The sequence below is a fragment of the Flexivirga sp. B27 genome (genome assembly GCF_052905685.1).
Genome location: NZ_JBPYUM010000001.1, coordinates 1,271,300 through 1,289,221, shown reverse-complemented (window position 1 = coordinate 1,289,221; position 17,922 = coordinate 1,271,300). Strand labels below are relative to the sequence as shown.

18 protein-coding genes are annotated in these 17,922 nt (G+C 67.9%); 15 read left to right on the top strand and 3 right to left on the bottom strand.

From position 1 onward, the window contains the following. The first annotated feature begins 2 nt into the window (after positions 1–2). The 3 genes from thrC to rho all read left to right on the top strand — a co-directional run bounded on the left by thrC (position 3) and on the right by rho (position 4,341). Positions 3–1,091 (top strand): threonine synthase, encoded by a 1,089-nt coding sequence (gene thrC / locus ACSZL9_RS05920; RefSeq protein WP_446664541.1) that lies wholly within the window; start codon positions 3–5, stop codon positions 1,089–1,091. A 15-nt stretch (positions 1,092–1,106) separates the two neighbouring features. Then, positions 1,107–2,024, top strand: coding sequence for a homoserine kinase (locus ACSZL9_RS05915; RefSeq protein WP_446664540.1), 918 nt, complete (start codon positions 1,107–1,109; stop codon positions 2,022–2,024). A 271-nt stretch (positions 2,025–2,295) separates the two neighbouring features. Then, a complete protein-coding gene (rho, locus tag ACSZL9_RS05910) occupies positions 2,296–4,341 on the top strand; it encodes a transcription termination factor Rho (RefSeq protein ID WP_446664539.1) in 2,046 nt (681 codons plus the stop codon). A 112-nt stretch (positions 4,342–4,453) separates the two neighbouring features. On the opposite strand, the gene ACSZL9_RS05905 is transcribed toward rho, so the two are convergent. Together ACSZL9_RS05905 and ACSZL9_RS05900 are read right to left on the bottom strand one after the other, a co-directional pair. Beyond that, positions 4,454–6,388: an N-acetylmuramoyl-L-alanine amidase gene (locus tag ACSZL9_RS05905; RefSeq protein ID WP_446664538.1), complete on the bottom strand. Its 1,935-nt coding sequence runs from the start codon at positions 6,386–6,388 to the stop codon at positions 4,454–4,456. Positions 6,389–6,524: 136 nt separating this feature from the next. Then, complete coding sequence (locus ACSZL9_RS05900; RefSeq protein WP_446664537.1) at positions 6,525–7,445, bottom strand: LLM class flavin-dependent oxidoreductase; 921 nt, start codon at positions 7,443–7,445, stop codon at positions 6,525–6,527. Between the two features lie 48 nt (positions 7,446–7,493). Between ACSZL9_RS05900 and ACSZL9_RS05895 the strand changes: the two genes are divergently transcribed. The 5 genes from ACSZL9_RS05895 to ACSZL9_RS05875 all read left to right on the top strand — a co-directional run bounded on the left by ACSZL9_RS05895 (position 7,494) and on the right by ACSZL9_RS05875 (position 11,096). Then, positions 7,494–8,150: a hypothetical protein gene (locus ACSZL9_RS05895; protein WP_446664536.1), complete on the top strand. Its 657-nt coding sequence runs from the start codon at positions 7,494–7,496 to the stop codon at positions 8,148–8,150. Positions 8,151–8,291: 141 nt separating this feature from the next. Continuing rightward, positions 8,292–8,507: a 50S ribosomal protein L31 gene (rpmE, locus tag ACSZL9_RS05890; RefSeq protein WP_446664535.1), complete on the top strand. Its 216-nt coding sequence runs from the start codon at positions 8,292–8,294 to the stop codon at positions 8,505–8,507. A 96-nt stretch (positions 8,508–8,603) separates the two neighbouring features. Further along, on the top strand, positions 8,604–9,698 hold the full coding sequence (prfA, locus tag ACSZL9_RS05885) for a peptide chain release factor 1 (protein ID WP_446664534.1): 1,095 nt from the start codon (positions 8,604–8,606) through the stop codon (positions 9,696–9,698). After that, on the top strand, positions 9,695–10,546 hold the full coding sequence (gene prmC, locus ACSZL9_RS05880) for a peptide chain release factor N(5)-glutamine methyltransferase (protein WP_446664533.1): 852 nt from the start codon (positions 9,695–9,697) through the stop codon (positions 10,544–10,546). The genes prfA and prmC overlap by 4 nt, the downstream gene beginning before the upstream one ends. A 211-nt stretch (positions 10,547–10,757) precedes the next feature. Further along, positions 10,758–11,096, top strand: a complete 339-nt coding sequence (locus ACSZL9_RS05875; protein WP_446664532.1) for a DMT family transporter — start codon at positions 10,758–10,760, stop codon at positions 11,094–11,096. Between the two features lie 72 nt (positions 11,097–11,168). On the opposite strand, the gene ACSZL9_RS05870 is transcribed toward ACSZL9_RS05875, so the two are convergent. Next, positions 11,169–11,729: a pentapeptide repeat-containing protein gene (locus ACSZL9_RS05870; protein WP_446664531.1), complete on the bottom strand. Its 561-nt coding sequence runs from the start codon at positions 11,727–11,729 to the stop codon at positions 11,169–11,171. 67 nt (positions 11,730–11,796) lie between these two features. On the opposite strand from ACSZL9_RS05870, the gene ACSZL9_RS05865 reads away from it, so the two are divergent. The 7 genes from ACSZL9_RS05865 to ACSZL9_RS05835 all read left to right on the top strand — a co-directional run bounded on the left by ACSZL9_RS05865 (position 11,797) and on the right by ACSZL9_RS05835 (position 17,858). Continuing rightward, entirely contained in the window at positions 11,797–12,840 is a 1,044-nt protein-coding gene (locus tag ACSZL9_RS05865; RefSeq protein WP_446664530.1) for a GNAT family N-acetyltransferase, read from the top strand. A gap of 9 nt (positions 12,841–12,849) precedes the next feature. After that, positions 12,850–13,212, top strand: a complete 363-nt coding sequence (locus ACSZL9_RS05860; RefSeq protein WP_446664529.1) for a VOC family protein — start codon at positions 12,850–12,852, stop codon at positions 13,210–13,212. A 26-nt stretch (positions 13,213–13,238) separates the two neighbouring features. After that, positions 13,239–14,246, top strand: coding sequence for an L-threonylcarbamoyladenylate synthase (locus tag ACSZL9_RS05855; RefSeq protein ID WP_446664528.1), 1,008 nt, complete (start codon positions 13,239–13,241; stop codon positions 14,244–14,246). Between the two features lie 10 nt (positions 14,247–14,256). After that, the gene (locus tag ACSZL9_RS05850; RefSeq protein WP_446664527.1) at positions 14,257–15,534 is read left to right on the top strand and encodes a serine hydroxymethyltransferase; all 1,278 of its coding nucleotides are present in this window, start codon (positions 14,257–14,259) and stop codon (positions 15,532–15,534) included. A gap of 128 nt (positions 15,535–15,662) precedes the next feature. Continuing rightward, positions 15,663–16,748, top strand: coding sequence for an MraY family glycosyltransferase (locus tag ACSZL9_RS05845; protein WP_446664526.1), 1,086 nt, complete (start codon positions 15,663–15,665; stop codon positions 16,746–16,748). 274 nt (positions 16,749–17,022) lie between these two features. Then, entirely contained in the window at positions 17,023–17,511 is a 489-nt protein-coding gene (locus ACSZL9_RS05840) for a hypothetical protein (protein WP_446664525.1), read from the top strand. Beyond that, a complete protein-coding gene (locus ACSZL9_RS05835; protein WP_446664524.1) occupies positions 17,508–17,858 on the top strand; it encodes an AtpZ/AtpI family protein in 351 nt (116 codons plus the stop codon). Before ACSZL9_RS05840 ends, ACSZL9_RS05835 begins: the two co-directional genes overlap by 4 nt. Positions 17,859–17,922 lie beyond the last annotated feature (64 nt).

Sequence of the window (17,922 nt, the reverse complement as noted above, 5' to 3'; positions counted from 1 at the left end):
CTGTGGCCAACCAGTGGCGAGGCGTCATTCGCGAATACGCCGACCGGCTGCCGAGTCTCGAGGGTGCGCCCGTGGTCACGCTCGGTGAGGGAGGCACGCCGCTGATCCACGCCGAGTGGCTCAGCAACCACGTCGGTGCCGACGTCCACGTGAAATACGAGGGTCTCAACCCGACGGGCTCCTTCAAGGACCGCGGGATGACGGCAGCGATCTCGGCAGCCGCGAAGGCCGGTGCCAAAGCAGTGATTTGCGCCTCCACCGGCAACACCTCGGCGTCAGCCGCGGCATACGCGACCAAGGCCGGGATGACGTGCGGCGTCCTCGTGCCCGAGGGCAAGATCGCGATGGGCAAGCTCGCCCAGGCCATCGCGCACGGCGCGCAGCTGCTGCAGGTCGAGGGCAACTTCGACGACTGCCTGACCCTCGCGCGCAAGTTGGCCGAGGCCTATCCCGTCGAGCTGGTCAACTCGGTCAACCCGGCGCGCATCGAAGGCCAGAAGACTGCTGCCTTCGAGGTCATCGACGTCCTCGGTGAGGCCCCCGACATCCACTGCCTGCCGGTCGGCAACGCCGGCAACATCACGGCATACTGGAAGGGCTATCGCGAATCCGCTGCATTGCCAATAGGTTCCGAGGGCGCGACGGTCAAGACTCCGAAGATGTGGGGTTTCCAGGCAGCGGGTGCTGCGCCCATCGTCAAGGGACATCCGGTGGACGAGCCGGAGACGGTCGCCACCGCGATCCGGATCGGCAACCCCGCGTCCTGGCAGCAGGCGCTCGCTGCGCGGGACGAGTCAGGCGGCGTGATCGACGCGGTCACCGACGAGCAGATCCTGCACGCACACCGCACGATTTCCAGCAAGGAAGGCATCTTCGTCGAGCCGGGCTCGGCGGCCAGCATCGCCGGCCTGCTGATGATGCACGAGCGCGGCGAGATCCCGGCCGGTGCGACGATCGTGTGCACCGTCACCGGACACGGGCTGAAGGATCCGCAGTGGGCGCTACAGGGTCCCGACGGCGAGCAGGTCCAGCCCACGAAGGTCCCGGTCGACGCGGTCAGCGCCGCGCGGGCGCTCGGCCTGGAAGGCTGACCGGGGCCCGATCCGATGGATTCTGAAGTGTTTTCGCCGGGGACCTCCGTCACCGTGGAGGTGCCGGCGTCCAGTGCCAACCTCGGCCCCGGGTTCGACTCGATCGGCCTCGGGCTCGCGATCACCGACACGGTGCAGGCGACGGTCGGCGGCGACGGCGTCCAGATCTCCGTCGACGGATGCGGTGCCGGCGAGGTGCCGACGGACGGCACACATCTGGTCTGGCGGTCGGCTCTGACGATGTGGGAGCAGCTCGGTGTCGAGCCGCCCACCGGTCTGATCCTCCACTGCCGCAACGGGATTCCGCATTCGCGTGGGCTCGGATCCTCGGCCGCAGCGATCGTGGCCGGGATGGCCACGGCGCTCGCGCTGGTGCGCGGGCACATCGACAGCCCCGCGTCGCTGGCGATGCTCAGCAACCTCGCCGGCCGGGTCGAGGGACACCCCGACAACGCCTCCGCCAGCGTGTATGGCGGACTGACCGTCTCCTGGGCCGACGACGACGGGCACGGCTTCCGCACCGTGCGCCCCACTCTGCATCGCGATGTCACCGCGGCGCTGCTGCTGCCGGAGACCACGCTGTCCACCGACACGGCGCGCGAGGTGCTCGGTGACACCGTCTCACTGTCGGCCGCGGCCTCGACCGCGGGACGTGCTGCCCTGCTGGTGCACGCGCTGACCCAGGAGCCGGAGCTGCTGCTGCCCGCCACGCGGGACTGGTTGCACCAGGAGCCCCGCAGGGCGTCATACAAGGAGAGCATGGAGGTCGTCGACCTGCTGCGCTCGCGCGGCATCGCGGCGACCATTTCAGGCGCCGGCCCGGCCGTGCTCGCCTTGGGCACAGGGGAATTGGCGCTCGACGAGGATTCGCTGCCCGACGGCTGGCAACTGCTGCGATCGGGAATTGCCGACACGGGTGTGCGGGTCGTTTAGCATTCCGCACCGCGGACGGTGTAAGTTTGGTTCTGCATCGACGGCCCAAGCCGACCGCGTGACAGTTTCGTCCCGGATGTCGATGCCTCACCGCAACGTTCTTCGCCGAGTGCTTCGGCAGTGCGCAAGCCGGTGATGAGTGTTACTTCACTGCAGTTAATTCTGGAGAGGCACAGGGGGCTCGCAGAGCAGGCCTCGATGTGCAGAAGCAAATTTTTGGCATACCCCACACCGGTCTCAGAGCCGGACGAACGAGGGGGAAGGAACCTTCGTGACCGACACCACCGAACTCTCCGCGCCGACGGCGTCAGCTTCGGGCTCCAAGGGCAACCTGAGCACGATGAAGCTGGACGAGCTCAAGCAGCTCGCGGTGACCATGGGCATCAGTGGCACGTCCAAGATGCGCAAGAGCGACGTGCTCGCGGCGATCCGTGAGCGCGGGGGCGAGGGCCGCGCAGCCGGCTCGGACGGCGCGCAGACTGCGCCGCGCCGCGCGCGCCGGGCGACCTCTGCCGCGGCAGCCGCCGACAGTGCGAGCACCGACAAGACCGACAAGAGCGCTGACAAGAGCACCGAGAAGAAGGCCGACAAGGGCGCCGACGCCCAGCCGGCCGCAGACACTCCTGCCGAGCAGGGTGCCACGGACAAGCGTGGCGACGACCGTGCGCAGTCCGACAAGGGCGCGGCGACGTCCGATCCGTCGTCGGGCAACGCGCCGGAGAAGTCCGCTGACAACAGCACGGACGACAACTCCGCCAAGAGCTCCGACGACCGCGGCGACAACCGCCAGGGGAGTGGCGACCGCTCGAACGACCGTGGCAACAACGACCGGGGCAACGACCGTGGCGGCCGCTCGAACGACCGCGGCAACCGCGACCAGCAGCACGGCGGCAACGACCAGCACGACCGCGACAACCGTCAGGGTGGTCGTGGCGGCCGGCAGGGCGGCAACAACGACGGTGACCGTCAGGGCGGCAACGACAACAACCGCCAGGACAACCGCCAGGGCGGCAACAACAACCGCAACGGCCGCAACAACGACCGCTGGAACGACGACGGTGGCGGCAACAGCCGCAGCCGCCGGCGGCAGCGCGGCCGGGACCGCAAGCGCGGCCGTGGCCGTGGCGACGACTTCGGTGACGTCGACACGCAGGTGCGCGAGGACGACGTCCTGGTGCCCGTGGCCGGCATCGTCGACGTCCTCGACAACTACGCGTTCGTCCGCACCAGCGGCTACCTGCCCGGACCCAACGACGTCTACGTGCCGATGGGCATGGTCAAGAAGAACGGCATGCGCAAGGGTGACGCCGTCACCGGCGCGATCCGTGCGCTGCGCGAGGGTGAGCAGCTGCCGAGCCGGCAGAAGTTCAACGCGCTGGTCCGGGTCGACACCGTCAACGGGATGACCCCCGAGCAGGCCAAGGCCCGCGTCGAGTTCGGCAAGCTGACCCCGCTCTACCCGCAGGAGCGGCTGCGCCTGGAGGACGACCCGAAGCACATCACCAACCGGGTCATCGACCTGGTTGCACCGATCGGTAAGGGCCAGCGTGGTCTGATCGTGGCGCCGGCCAAGGCCGGTAAGACGATGATCATGCAGTCGATCGCCAACGCGATCACCACCAACAACCCCGAGTGCCACCTGATGGTCGTCCTGGTCGACGAGCGTCCGGAGGAAGTCACGGACATGGAGCGCTCGGTCAAGGGCGAGGTCATCTCCTCGACCTTCGACCGTCCGGCGACCGACCACACCCAGGTCGCCGAGCTCGCCATCGAGCGTGCTCGTCGCCTGGTGGAGCTGGGTCAGGACGTCGTGGTGCTGCTGGACTCGATCACCAAGCTCGGCCGCGCCTACAACCTGGCGGCCCCGGCGAGCGGCCGGATCATGTCCGGTGGTGTCGACTCGGCTGCGCTCTACCCGCCGAAGAAGTTCTTCGGTGCCGCCCGCAACATCGAGAACGGCGGCTCGCTGACCATCATCGCGACCGCGCTGATCGAGACCGGCTCCCGGATGGACGAGGTCATCTTCGAGGAGTTCAAGGGCACCGGCAACATGGAGCTCAAGCTCGACCGTCAGCTGGCCAACCGCCGCATCTTCCCGGCCGTCGACGTCAACAACTCCAGCACCCGTCGCGAGGAGATCCTCCTCGGCAGCGACGAGCTGAAGATCATGTGGAAGCTGCGTCGGGTGCTCGCCGCGCTCGACTCGCAGCAGGGCATCGAGTTGCTGCTCGACCGGTTGAAGAAGACGCACTCCAACACCGAGTTCCTGGTGCAGGTGCAGCAGACCTCTTCGATCAAGCTCGACGACGAGGACTGAGCGAGCACCGACCCCGGCATACTCAGACCGGCAACGAAAGCGCCCCACGAGCACAGTGCTCGCGGGGCGCTTTCGTTTGTTGCCGGCTACCTCCGGGCCGGCCGGATGAGCGTCAGCTCAGCTCGACGTCGTCGGCCATGACGTACATGACGCGGTGACCGAAGTAGACCAGGTAGTACTTCGTCTTGCCGACGATGTCCATGTGGTCGTGCGGGGTCGTGACGTCATACGTCCACGCCTTGTAGTAGTCGGTGGGCACGTCCTGGTCGGCGATGACGTATTCCTGTCCCGCGGACCAGGTGTAGCTGGTGTATGGCGACACCGGCTGCACGTCGCCCGGGTCGGTGTATGCCGACTCCTCCGGGTAGGCGCGGCCGTAGACCTGGATGTCACGACCGTCCTTCGGCGACGCCTTGACGCCCTTCTTGACCAACCGCGCGGTCGGCTTCTTGGCCGGGTTGTGGAACCACGCCTTCTGCCCGAGATACCAGATCGCCGTCCAGTCGCCGAAGGTCCCGGCAACCACGAAGTCGGTGCCGGCAGCGGCACGCGCGCCGACGTCGTCGGGTGCGGTCGTGGAAGCGTCGGCACCGGGGTGCAGGCCCTCGTCCTTGACCAGCGGGGCACCGCCGTCGGGCTGGATGTGCAGCGCGACGAAGTTGGTCGCCGGCTGCGGTCCGTCGACGACACAGATCGGCGGCTTGTTGGTGTCACACCCGGTGACGACCTGCTCGTTGCCGTCGAAGCCGGGCAGGATGCGGATGACATCGCCGAGGGCGAGCTTCTTCTTCACCCGGGTGCCCTGGTGCAGCGGCGCCTTGAGCAGCTCGAAGTAGTGCTCCCAGTCCCAGAAGGGGCCCGGGTCCCAGTGCATCGACTTGATCCCGGCCGTGGTCGTCGCCGGCACCTGGTCGTGGCCGATGATGTGTGCCCGGTCCAGCGGGATCTTGTATTCCTTGGCGAGGTAGCGGATCAGTCGCGCGGACTTGCGATACATCGGCTCGGAGAACCAGGTCGGGCCGGACACGGCGTAGCCCTCGTGCTCCACACCGATGGAGTGCGCGTTGACATACCAGTTGCCGGCGTGCCAGCCGACGTCCGCGGCCTGGAGGTGCTGGGCGATCAGTCCGTCGCTGGCACGGACCGAGTAGTTCCACGCCAGGTAGGTCGGGTCCTCGACCAGCTTGATGCTGCCTTCGTAGGAACCCTCCATGTCGTGGATGACGACGGTGTTGAGCGCGGGGGAGGCGGGACGACGGGCCAGGTCGTGGTTGCCGTAGTCGCCCGGGTCCTCGCTGAGCTGCTCGTATGGCGCCGGCACCCAGTCGACCGGGAGGTTCTTCGGGGCGTCGATCGGGTATGGCGCCGGCTTGGCCTTCTTGGCGGCGATGTCGACACGCTTGGTGAGGACCGCGCGCTGGGGCGAGACACTGCCGACCTTGCCCGCCTTGAGCTCCAGCCGCACACCGGAGGCCTTCTTGGCGACGCCGGAGCGCAGGTCGCCGATGACGTCGTCGGCGAAGCCGCGCTGGGTCGCCGCGGTGGTGAATCCACAACTGGCAGCGATGGATTCGTACCAGGTCGCCGGATCCGTGTGGGTGCCGACAGCGTGGCCGAGGGACTTCTGGGCGTTGGCGAGCAGCGCGGCGGCGCCCATGATGTTTGCTGCGGTGTCGGTGCGCAGCGTGTCCTTGCTCAGCCCGGTCAGCTTGGCGGCCTTGCCCAGGGTGTCGATGACGCCGGCGGACGTCCTGCCGGTGTCCTTGCCGACAGCCGCGTCGCGCTGTGCCTGCGCGGCGGCACCGTCGATCAGGTGCATCGGGCCGTAGCCCAGGCTGGTGCTCGGTGCGCCGGCGTGATCCTCCCAGCGGGTCTGCCCGTAGGAGATGGCGGCGAGCACCGCGGCCGGGACGCCATACTTGGTCGCTGCGGTGGTGAACTGGTCGTGCTTGTCCACCGCGAGAGCTGGTGACGCGGCGGCCGTTGCGGTGACGGGTACGGCCAATGCGGCAACGAGGAAGTTGCGTCTGGAAAGCGGATGACTCATCGTGACTCCGTTGCTCTTTCAGGGTGATGATCAGCCCAGGGGAGAGCTGACACTTTCACCTTGTCACGTTGGAGACCGTAAATGGTTTTCAACGGCCGAAGACTTCACAGCCAATGTTTCGTCGGATGACTGTCGGTCAGCGCGGCGGGCCGGCGGCGACCCGGCGGCGCAACTCCTCGACTCCCTGCGGACCTTCGGGCAGGTCCCACCAGGACTCGATCCACCACGTCGCACCGGCTGCCTCCCAGTCGGCGGGGCCGCCGTCGACGTCGGCGAAACCGCGATAGGAGTCGCCCTCGATGACGAAGTCGTAGGGCCGGTCGGCCGGCCCGTCGGAATGGCCGTCGGCGTCGCGGAAGTCGTGGACCTGCCGCACGATCTCGGCGAACGAGTCGGGTGTGATGCCCGACTGCCCCTCGATGGCGCGGGCGACGGCGGGGAAGATCCCGTCATACCGCGCGGCGCGAGCCAGCGACGGCTGACGCTGCCGGCCGGGCACGAGCGCCCCGACCACCCAGATCGGCGGGTGCGGTCGTTGCACGGGCGGTGGCGGCGCGAGCTCGGTGACCGGGGCGGCGCTGAAGTGTCGACCTTCGTAGCTGAACGGCTGCCCGCCCAGCAGTCCGGTGAGTATGTCGAGCCCTTCGTCCAGCTTCTGCGCGCGCACCTTGCGACCCTCGTCCGGCTCGAACGCCAGCCAGTTGTCGTTGGGCGCGCCGAGACCGACCCCGAGGATCACCCGGCCGTTCGAGAGCCGGTCGACCGAGCCGACCCGGGCCGCGAGGTCCCACGGCCGGTATCGCGGCACCGGCGTGATGAGAGTGCCCAGTCGGATCCGCTCGGTGACGACCGCGGCCGCCGCGAGCGTGGCCCACGCGTCGTGCCGGAAGACCGCCTCCCAGCTGAACACCGCATCCCAGCCGTGCTCCTCGCCGAGCTTGGCCAGCTCGACGAACTCCAGCTCGGTCGTGAACGGGACGACATACGCGAATTTCATCTTCAGCAAGCTAGCGGTGATCTCCGACGGCCGCTTGATCTCGCTTGCTTGAACCCGCACATGGCGATGCCTACTGTTTGTCGCCACGGCGCGACCGAGGGGGAAGCCATGGGGCAAAGCAGCTGGAATGGCAGCGACTGGCAGGTCAACGGGCAGGGCAACGAGCAGGGGACCTCGCTGGATGAGGTGCGGGTGCCGTTCGGCGGGGTCCGCGAGGGACTCAAGCTCGGGGTGGTCGGCGTGTTCTGCCTGGCTGTGGGCCTCGCCGCCATCCTCGTCGCCGTATTCGGGGACAACTCGAGCACCGGCGCCGCGGTCATGGGTGGCATCGTCGGCGGCTTCTTTGCACTGATGGGTGCCTTCATCATCGTCGGCGCCACGGCTGCGTCCAGAACGCGCTGGCTGGTCCTGGACGCGAAGGGGCTGCGCTGGCAGGACCGCGGCGATCGCGCCTGGGCCACGACCTGGGCGGACCTGGCGTCGGTGCGAGTGACCTGCGGCTATCACCGGACCCGGTTGGGGATGCGACGCAGCCGGGTGCGACTGGTGGTCGCACCGCAACGGCCGGCCGACTTCCCCGCCGGGCGGCGGGACCTGTCGCAGTTGCGTGGGCGGTATGGCGCGGGCCCGGACGAGTTCGGCGTGCCGCTCGGTCCGGTGCAGAAGAAGGTCCCGGTCATTGCTGAGGGGCTCCGCCGGTTTGCGGGTCCGGTCGACGGCGGTGTCGTGGACGAAGGACGCGTCCACGGCGTGGGATACCTCTGAGCGACCGGCGGGAATGAATCGGGAATCGTTCTCGTTTGGACTGTTCGTCTGCCAACTGGCAGAATCATCGGTTGGTTCACCGGTTCACGCTCGCGCACTCAGCGCCGGCGACCCGGGGACAGAACATCGCGAGGAGATCCCATGAAGAAGGACATTCACCCGTCCTACACCGAGACCCAGGTGACCTGCACCTGCGGCGCCACCTTCACCACTCGCAGCACCGCGCAGGGCGGCACCATCGCCGCCGACGTGTGCTCGCAGTGCCACCCGTTCTACACCGGTAAGCAGAAGATTCTGGACACCGGTGGTCGTGTCGCCCGCTTCCAGGAGCGCTACGGCAAGAAGACGGCCAAGTAGCTTCGACGCACCGCCGGTCCCGACCTCGTCTCAGAGGGTTCGGGGCCGGCGGTTCGCTTTGCCCAGAGCATTGGCACGACAGTCGGAAGGCACACCATGATCGAGTCAGCAGCCGCAGTCGCGGACGAATACGCCGACCTGGAGCGGCAGTTGGCCGATCCTGCCGTCCACGGTGACCCCAAGACGTTGCGCAAGCTCAACAAGCGGTATGCCGCGCTGGCGCCTACCGTCGCGGCATACCGCGCATGGACCGCTGCACGTGACGATCTCGCGGCTGCACAGGAGCTCGCGGCCGAGGACGAGACGTTCGCCGAGGAGATCCCGGCGCTGGAGGAGACGGTCACCGACACCGAGGACAAGCTGCGCAAGCTGCTGTTGCCGCGGGACGAGGACGACGACCGCGACGTCATCCTCGAGGTGAAGGCAGGTGCCGGTGGCGCCGAGTCTGCTTTGTTCGCAGCGGATCTGGTCCGGATGTATCTGCGGTATGCCGAGCACTCCGGCTGGCGCGCCGAGATCACCGACGGCACCGAGTCCGACCTCGGTGGCTACACCGACGTGCGCCTGACCATCCGCGCGAAGGGTCATCCGGAGCCGGGCGAGGCACCGTGGGCGAAGCTGAAATATGAAGGCGGTGTGCACCGCGTGCAGCGCGTGCCGGTCACCGAGAGCCAGGGTCGCATCCACACCTCCGCTGCCGGCGTGATGGTGATGCCCGACCTAGACGACGGTGACGACGACGAGATCGAGTTCGGTCCCAACGACCTGAAGGTCGATGTCTACCGCTCCTCCGGCCCCGGCGGGCAGTCGGTCAACACCACCGACTCCGCAGTCCGGATCACCCACCTGCCAACGGGTTTGGTGGTGTCGTGCCAGAACGAGAAGTCCCAGCTGCAGAACAAGGAAGCGGCGATGCGCGTGCTGAAGGCGCGGCTGCGACAGATCGCGCAGGAGGAGCGCGAGGCCGAGGCGTCGGCTGCCCGGCGCTCGCAGGTGCGCACCGTCGACCGCAGCGAGCGCATTCGCACCTACAACTTCCCGGAGAACCGCATCGCCGACCACCGCACCGGCTACAAGGCGCACAACCTGGACTCGGTGCTCGACGGCGACTTGAGCGCTGTCATCCAGTCCGCGATCGACGCCGACGAAGCAGCGAAAATGGCTGCGGTTGCAGAGGGTTCGACCGCGTGACCGGAGTTCGTGCGCTGCTGACGTCAGCCGCGCAGCGGTTGTCGACGGCCGGCGTGCCGAGTGCCGCGTCGGACGCCCGACTGTTGCTGGCGCATGCCTGGGACGTCCCGGTGGGAGAGGTGCAGCGTCGGCAGGTGCTCGGGCAGGAGCCGGAGGCGGGGGTCGAGCAACGCTTCGACGAGCTGGTCGAACAACGCTCGACGCGCGTGCCGCTGCAGCACCTGACCGGCGCTGCGCCGTTCCGATCACTCGAACTCCATGTCGGGCCAGGGGTTTTCGTGCCTCGCCCGGAGACCGAGCTGCTGGTGGATCTGGTGCTCGCTGAGGTCGGCGACCGGCCGGCTGCCCAGGTCGTTGACCTGTGCACCGGATCGGGCGCGATCGCACTCGCGATCAAGTCCGAGACGCCGTCGGCTTCGGTCGCAGCGGTGGAGCTGGACCCGATGGCGCATGCCTGGGCGGTGCGCAACGCGGAGCTGTTGGGCCTCGACGTCCGGATCGATTGCGGCCCGGCCGAGTCCGCGTTCGCCGGCCGCGAGGGGACGCTGGACGTGGTGGTGAGCAACCCGCCATACATCCCGGTCGGGATGGTGCCGATCGACCCCGAGGTGCGTGACCACGACCCCGAGGCCGCCCTGTATGGCGGCAGCGACGACGGCCTGCGCATCCCGCTGGAGGTGGCGCGCCGAGCACATCAGCTGCTGTGCCCCGGCGGCCTGCTGGTGATGGAACACGCTGACAGTCAAGGTGATTCGCTCCCTGCAGCGCTGGCCCGCGAGGGCTGGACCGACGTCGCCGACCACGCTGACCTCGCCGGCCGCCCCCGCGCCGTCACCGCCCGGCGCTGACGTTGAGCCGGCCGAGCGTTTCGACAGGCTCAACGATCTCAGCCTGAGGTGGCCGAGCGCTATTTGAGGTGGCCGAGCTTGTCGAGGTCACACACCGAGGTGGCCGAGCGTTTCGACAAGCTCAACGAGCTCAGCCTGAGGTGGCCGAGGAGCGCGTGAGGGACGAGCGCGCGTCTCGAGGCCCCGCCAGGCCCGTCCTACCCTGGACCGCATGACCGGACGCTGGGCTGTGTGGGCAGTGCTTCTCGGGGCGATCGTGTTGGAGGTGGCGGCGACACTCAGCCTGCGAGCGTCCGACGGCCTGCGACAGGTGGTCTGGCTGATCCCGATCGTCGTCGGCTACGGCGGGTCCTTCGTGTTGCTCGCCCAGGTGCTCAAGGACGGTATGCCGGTCGGCGTCGCCTACGGCATCTGGTCCGCGATCGGTGTGGCGCTGACCGCCCTGCTCGGGAAGGCGATCTTCAGCGATCCGCTGACCGCGAAGATGGGTCTGGGCATCGTGCTGGTCATCGGAGGCGTTGCGCTGCTGGAGAGCGAGTCCGCGCACTGACAAGAGCAAGGTGATCGAGTAGCGACGAAGGAGCGTATCGAGATCACCTGCCGCGGAGGCACATCGTGATCGTCACTCCACGACCGTCACACCGGACAACTCGACAACGATCTCCTGGGCCTGCTGTGCCGTGATGATGGCGCCCTTCATCGCGCGCAGACGGTCCAGGTCACACGGGCCGAGCGTGGCGCCGCGCAGATCGGCGTTCTCGAGCTTGGCGTCGTAGAGATCGGCGTGCAGCAACTCGCACCCGTCGAGCACCGACGAGCGCAGGTCGGCGCCGCGCAGCACCGCCTCGGTGAAGCGGCAGCCGGTCAGGTCCGTGTGCGAGATGATCGCGCCGGCAAGGTTGGCAGCAAAGAGATTCGAGCGCTGCAGGGTGAAGCCGAGACCTCGCGTCTGCGGCAGCGATGCACCCATGAGCCGGCAACCGGTGAACGTCGCACCTCCCAACGACGCGCCGTCCAGGCGGACCTCGTCGAGGACGCAATCGGTGAACGTCACCTCGGTCAGATCGACGTCGCGCAAGTCGGATCCGCGCAGGTCACACCGCAACAGCGACACGGCATCGGTGGCGCTCGCCAGCACGGCCGGCAGCTCCTTGCCGACATACGTCTCGTCGGTCAGCTCCATGGGCGCCGAGTCTGCCGGAGTGAGAAGTCGGTTGCCGCGTCGGGGCGCTTCGCCTTGTATGGCGGGCATGGTGGTGCAGATTCGACAACTCGGGGCCGACGATCCCGCGCTGGGGCAGTGGCGGGACAGCATCCGGCTGGCGCATCTGGCCGGTCGCGAGGCCGCCTGGTGGGAGTCGCTGGAGTCGTTGCGGGTCTATCTCGGGCGTGACTCCGAGCGGGTGGCGCGCTGGGCGATCGCGGCGTTCGAGGGCGACACCTGCGTCGGCGGGGCCGAGGTGACGATGCCGCTGCAGCACGACACCCAGACCGTCGCCGTCGAGCTCGGTGTGCTGCCGGAGCATCGTGGACGCGGAGTGGGCACGGCCCTGCTGTCGTATGTCGAAGACCTTGCGACACAACGAGATCGGACCGTGCTGCAAGCGGAGTTGCACGTGCCGGCAGGCCAACAGCCGGCCGACACCGACGGCGGCCGCTTCGCGATGCGGCGTGGCCTGCGGTCGGTCAGCAAGGAGGACCGCTTCCTGCTCGAGCTGCCGGTGCAGGAGTCCACCATGGCCGCGTTGCGCAGCAATCGGGACGGTGGACAGCAGCCGAGCGGAGCCGACTACGAGATCCGCTCCTTCGTCGACCGGGTGCCCGAGGAGTATGTCGCCGAGTGGGCGCGCATGGTCACGCACATGGGGCAGGACGTGCCGATCGGAGACCTCACCTACACCCCGCAGCAGATCGACGTGGACCACATCCGCGAGGCCGAACGCAATTTCGCCGAGCAGGGCTGGACGCGACTGCGCTCGCTGGCGCTCACCCCGTCCGGCGGCGGCGCGGGCTACACCGAGATGTTCGTGTCGCGGTATGACGCCGACTTCGTCATACAGGACGACACGTTCGTGGACCGGTCGCACCGCGGCCACCGCCTCGGGGCACGTCTGAAGGTGGCCAACCTGCTCAACCTGGACGCGCACGCGCGCCGGGCGGGTGGCAAGTGGCGGTGGGTGCAGACCTACACCGAGCGGCACAACACCGCGATGCAGCGGACCAACGAGGCGTTCGGCTTCCGCAGGGTCGATGTGTTGCACGAGTTCGAGGGTCCTGTCGGCGGTCTGACCTAGCGTTGTCTCATGGCTATCGCACGCACTCCCAATGTCGTGATCGACTGCCCCGACCCCGGGCAGTTGGCCACGTTCTACGGCAAGCTGCTCGACTACGAGGTGAAGATCGACGACGACAACAGTTGGGCCGAGATCTACTCCGACAACTGGCCACCGATCAGCTTCCAACAGGTCGCCGACTACCAGCCACCGAGCTGGCCGGGTCAGGAGCACCCACAGCAGATGCATCTCGACGTCGTGGTCGACGACCTCGATGCGGCCGAGGGCCCGACGATCGAGCTCGGTGCGACCAAGCACGAGCAACAGCCCGGTGAGTCCTTCCGGGTGTTCCTCGATCCGGCGGGGCATCCCTTCTGCCTCTGCAACTGCTGACTGCCGCATCTGACAGACTTGGCCGGGTGAGCCCAGTCTTCGATTGCACCGTTCCCGAGTCGCGCGACGAAGGCATCAGCACGGCAGCCGAGGCGATCTTCCGTGGCGAGTGTGTGGTCATGCCGACCGACACCGTCTATGGCATCGCCGCAGACGCCTTCAACCCGACCGCTGTCGGTCAGTTGCTGGAGGCGAAGGGCCGCGGTCGCGACATGCCGCCGCCGGTGCTCATCCCCTCACGCCAGACGGTCGACGGCCTGGCGATGTCGGTGCCGTCATACGCCGCGCGGCTGATGGACGCGTTCTGGCCGGGCGGGCTCACCCTGGTCTTCCGGGCGCAGCAGTCACTCGCCTGGGACCTTGGCGACACCAACGGCACCGTCGGGCTGCGGATGCCCGACGACAAGGTTGCGCTCGCGCTGCTGGAGAGCACCGGGCCGCTCGCCGTCAGCTCCGCCAACCGCACCGGCAAGCCCTCAGCCACCACGGTCACCGAGGCCGGCTTCATGCTCGGCCACTTCGTCGACACCTACCTCGACGGTGGCACGCGCGGCTCCGACACCTCCTCGACCATCCTCGACTGCACCAAGGCCGACCCGGTCGTGCTGCGCGAGGGCGCGATCAGCAACGAGGAGCTGCAGAAGGTCCTCGGTGACGTCGAACTGATCACCGGTCGCGCCATCAACTCCGAGCCCGACGAGCCGGACGCAGAGCAGGCCATCGCACCGGACACCGAGTCGGCCGCGGCACCGGACGAGGACGACAACTCACCCGTCGACCTCGCCAAGTCCGACGCCACCGAGACCGGGCCCGACGAGATCGAGCCTGACGAGATCGAGCCTGACGACATCGAGCCCGACGACATCCAGCCCGACGACATCCAGCCCGACGACGCCGAGTCCAACGACTCGGCAGCGCCAATCGGCCCGCCCGCCAACGAGATTCACTCCTCTGCCGACGTTCCCAGTGCTCCGCCGACGCTCGGCAAGCAGTGGGACGAGGCATCCACGACCACGACCAGCGACGACGAATAAGGTGTCCGACATGACCACGCCCTTCTACGGTTCTGACTTCGACGCGCTGCAGCAGTTCGACCCCGACATCGCCGGTGTCCTGGTGTCCGAGCTGGACCGCATCCGCGGCGGCCTGCAGTTGATCGCCAGCGAAAACATGTCGAGCCCCGCGGTGATCACCGCTCTCGGTTCGACGCTGACCAACAAATACGCCGAGGGCTACCCGGGCCGCCGCTACTACGGCGGCTGCTCGGAGGTCGACAAGGCCGAGACACTGGCGATCGAGCGCTGCAAGGCGCTCTTCGGTGCCGACCATGCCAACGTCCAGCCGCACTCCGGCGCCAGCGCCAACCAGGCTGTCTACGGCGCTTTCGCCAAGCCGGGCGACACCATCCTGGCGATGGCGCTGCCGATGGGCGGTCACCTCACCCACGGCGCGAAGGTCAGCTTCTCCGGCAAGTGGTTCAACGCTGTCCACTACGGCGTCGACAAGGAGACCGAGGACATCGACTACGCCGAGGTCGAGCGGCTGGCCAAGGAGCACAAGCCGAAGATCATCCTCGCCGGCGGCTCGGCGATCCCGCGGCTGATCGACTTCGAGTTCTTCCGCAACCTGGCCGACGAGGTCGGCGCGATCTTCTGGGTCGACGCCGCGCACTTCATCGGCCTGGTCGCCGGCAAGGCGATCCCCAGCCCCGTCCCGTATGCCGACGTCGTCTCGTTCACCACCCACAAGGTGCTGCGCGGCCCGCGCGCCGGCGCGATCGTCTGCAAGGAGGAGCACGCCAAGGCGATTGACAAGGCGGTCTTCCCGATGATGCAGGGCGGCCCGCAGATGCACTCGGTCGCCGCCAAGGCGGTCAACTTCAAGGAGTGCGCGACGCCGGAGTATGCCGCCTACGCCAAGCAGGTCATCGCCAACGCGCAGCAGCTGGCGACCTCCCTCGGTGAGCACGGCATTCGCCCGACCACCGGTGGCACCGACACCCACCTGTCGCTGCACGACCTGCAGGGCATCGGCGTCACCGGCGCCGACGCCGAGAAGCGGGCCGACGCCGCGGGCATCGTGCTCAACAAGAACGCCATCCCCTTCGACCCGGCCAAGCCCAACATCGCGTCCGGCATCCGCGTCGGCTCGCCGTGCGTCACCACGCAGGGCATGGGCACCGAAGAGATGAAGCTCATCGCCGACCTGATCCACACCGCGATCACCGAGGGCGACGGCGAGCCCGACCACGCTGCCGCGCAGAAGGTGCGCGCGCAGGTTTCCGAGCTGGTGGAGCGCTTCCCGGCGTACCCTCGCCCGTAGCCTGTTCCTCTCGGTGTGGGTCGCTGGGAGGGTCTCGATACGGCCTCGCCCAGCGGCTCGGCCTACTCGACCACCTTGGGTGGGCCTCGCCTGCTCGACCATCTCGATCCTGAAGGACTTCGCCCGCCGTGCGTGAATACCTGCTCATCGCGATCGTTGCGGCGGCGATCACCTTCATCACGACGCCCGGCATCCGCTGGGCGGCCGTGCGCTGGAATGCCGTCACGCCTGTGCGTGGCAGGGACGTCCACACGGTGCCGATCCCTCGGCTCGGCGGGGTGGGCCTGCTGCTCGGCTTCGCAGCGGCCATCCTGGTCGCCAGGCAGTTGCCCTATCTGGGCACCCGGATCGACTACTCGTCCGCGTTGTGGGTGCTCGCGGCTGCCGGCATCGCCACCGCACTGGGCGCTATCGACGACCTGCGCGAGCTCGACCCACTGACCAAGGTCGCCGGCACCATCGTGGCGGCCCTGGTCATGTCGGTCTTCGGGGGAGTGCAGTTGCTCTTCCTGCCGATCCTCGGCACACAGACCTACTTCCCGCAGTCGGTGCTCTTCGCACTGACGGTGCTGGTGGTGATCGCGACGACCCAGGCCGTCAACTTCGCCGACGGCCTGGACGGTCTGGCGGCCGGCACCACGGCCATCGCGGCTGCGACGTTCTTCATCTGGAGCTACGCGACCCGGCAGAATTACGACACCGACGTCTTCACCCTGGCCACCTTCATCTCGGCGGCGATCGTCGGCTGTTGCCTGGGCTTCCTGCCGCACAACTTCCATCCGGCCAAGCTCTTCATGGGCGATGCCGGCTCGCTGCTGCTCGGCCTGTTGATGTCGGCTGCACTGATCTCCTTCACCGGCAACTTCGACCCGGCAGGTGATCAGGCACAGACCTCCAAGGTCGCGATCCTGCTGCCGATCGCTTTGCCGGTGCTGGTCCTCGCGCTTCCGGTGCTGGACGTGCTGCTCGCCTTCGTCCGTCGCGGTGGCAAGTTCTGGCACCCCGACAAGAAGCACCTGCACCACCGGCTGATGCGGATGGGTCACCCGCACCGTCAGGCGGTGCTGCTGCTCTATCTGTGGTCCGCCTCGGTGTCCGGGGGAGTGCTGCTGTTCAACTTCCTGTCCACCCAGGTCGCGACCTCACTGCTGGTCGCCATGATCCTGATCTGCCTGGCGCTCACCATCGGCCTGCCGCGCATCTCCCGCCGCTGAACGCCTTCGGGCACCTCGAGACGCCCGTTCGTTCCTCGCGGGCTCCTCGGTGACCTCGGGGCGGGCACCTTGGGACGCCCGTTCGTTCCTCGCGGGCTCCTCGGCGACCTCGGGACGGGCTTCTCGGCCACCTCGCCATGACCTGTGCGGTCATCCGCGGATTTCCCACTGCGGAAGAGCTTGTGATAACTTTCACAAGCAGCAGGACGGAGTGGTTGACCGCTCCGAACACCCGCAGTGAACGCCTATACCCCAGGCAGATTGGTACGAGCCCATGACGGACTCCCGACCGGAAGTGGCCCCGGATCCTCCGGCCGTTCCGTTCGCGACGATGCTGCGTTCCGGCATCGCGGCCAATGCCGTCTGCTTCCCGGTCCTGACGATCATCTTCTGGATCACCAGTGGCCCGAAGGGCGGCGGCAGCGCCGCGATCGGGGTCCTCGTCGCGCTGATCTTCTTCGCCGGCGGGCTCGGCATCCTGCAACGCGTCCCGGATGACAACACCATGTTGCTTCTGGCGAGCGCCCTGGCGGTCTACCTTGGACAGGTCATCTTTCTCGGCATCATCATCCTGGCGCTGTCGGGCCAGGACTGGGTCGACGGCTGGGCCTTCGGGCTGTCCGTCCTCGTGACCGCGCTCGCCTGGCAGGTCGCGCAGGTGACGGCATACGTCCGGGCACCCAAACCGGTCTACTCGCAACTGCCCGACGAGCAGCAGTCCGACGACCGGGCAACCGACATTGCCGAGGGGAGTGCGCGATGAGTGGAGTCGTTATGCCGCAACAGAATTCGGATGTTCCGGGCACGCCGGGTCCGGGCAAGAACGCGGACGCGCGACCGAGCAGTCGGCCGAGCAAGTATGACGAGCACGGTGGCTTCCTCGGAGGCTTCCTGGCCAGCTCGTCCGACTGGAAGACCGAGCGTCCGGGCATGACCGAGTCCGTCGGGGTGAGTGCCCTGAGCTACCTGCTGAGCGGACCGGTAGTATTCGCCTTGATCGGCTTCGGACTGGACCGCTGGTTGCACACCGGCTTCCTGGTCCTTGTCGGCCTCCTTGCGGGGATGGCCTTGTCGATCTACCTGATCTGGTTTCGGTACGGTGCGGAATGACAGCCACGTTTCCGCTGCTTTCGCGCGTCGTCGCCGGGCGACATACGTCACCCGATGAAGCCAG

Bases quoted from the DNA above. Each gene is read 5' to 3' on its own strand.
- ACSZL9_RS05915 (WP_446664540.1), top strand. From the start codon at position 1,107: ATGGATTCTGAAGTGTTTTCGCCGGGGACCTCCGTCACCGTGGAGGTG.
- ACSZL9_RS05905 (WP_446664538.1), bottom strand. From the start codon at position 6,388: ATGAGTCATCCGCTTTCCAGACGCAACTTCCTCGTTGCCGCATTGGCC.
- ACSZL9_RS05895 (WP_446664536.1), top strand. From the start codon at position 7,494: ATGGGGCAAAGCAGCTGGAATGGCAGCGACTGGCAGGTCAACGGGCAG.
- rpmE (WP_446664535.1), top strand. From the start codon at position 8,292: ATGAAGAAGGACATTCACCCGTCCTACACCGAGACCCAGGTGACCTGC.
- prfA (WP_446664534.1), top strand. From the start codon at position 8,604: ATGATCGAGTCAGCAGCCGCAGTCGCGGACGAATACGCCGACCTGGAG.
- ACSZL9_RS05875 (WP_446664532.1), top strand. From the start codon at position 10,758: ATGACCGGACGCTGGGCTGTGTGGGCAGTGCTTCTCGGGGCGATCGTG.
- ACSZL9_RS05870 (WP_446664531.1), bottom strand. From the start codon at position 11,729: ATGGAGCTGACCGACGAGACGTATGTCGGCAAGGAGCTGCCGGCCGTG.
- ACSZL9_RS05865 (WP_446664530.1), top strand. From the start codon at position 11,797: ATGGTGGTGCAGATTCGACAACTCGGGGCCGACGATCCCGCGCTGGGG.
- ACSZL9_RS05860 (WP_446664529.1), top strand. From the start codon at position 12,850: ATGGCTATCGCACGCACTCCCAATGTCGTGATCGACTGCCCCGACCCC.
- ACSZL9_RS05850 (WP_446664527.1), top strand. From the start codon at position 14,257: ATGACCACGCCCTTCTACGGTTCTGACTTCGACGCGCTGCAGCAGTTC.
- ACSZL9_RS05840 (WP_446664525.1), top strand. From the start codon at position 17,023: ATGACGGACTCCCGACCGGAAGTGGCCCCGGATCCTCCGGCCGTTCCG.
- ACSZL9_RS05835 (WP_446664524.1), top strand. From the start codon at position 17,508: ATGAGTGGAGTCGTTATGCCGCAACAGAATTCGGATGTTCCGGGCACG.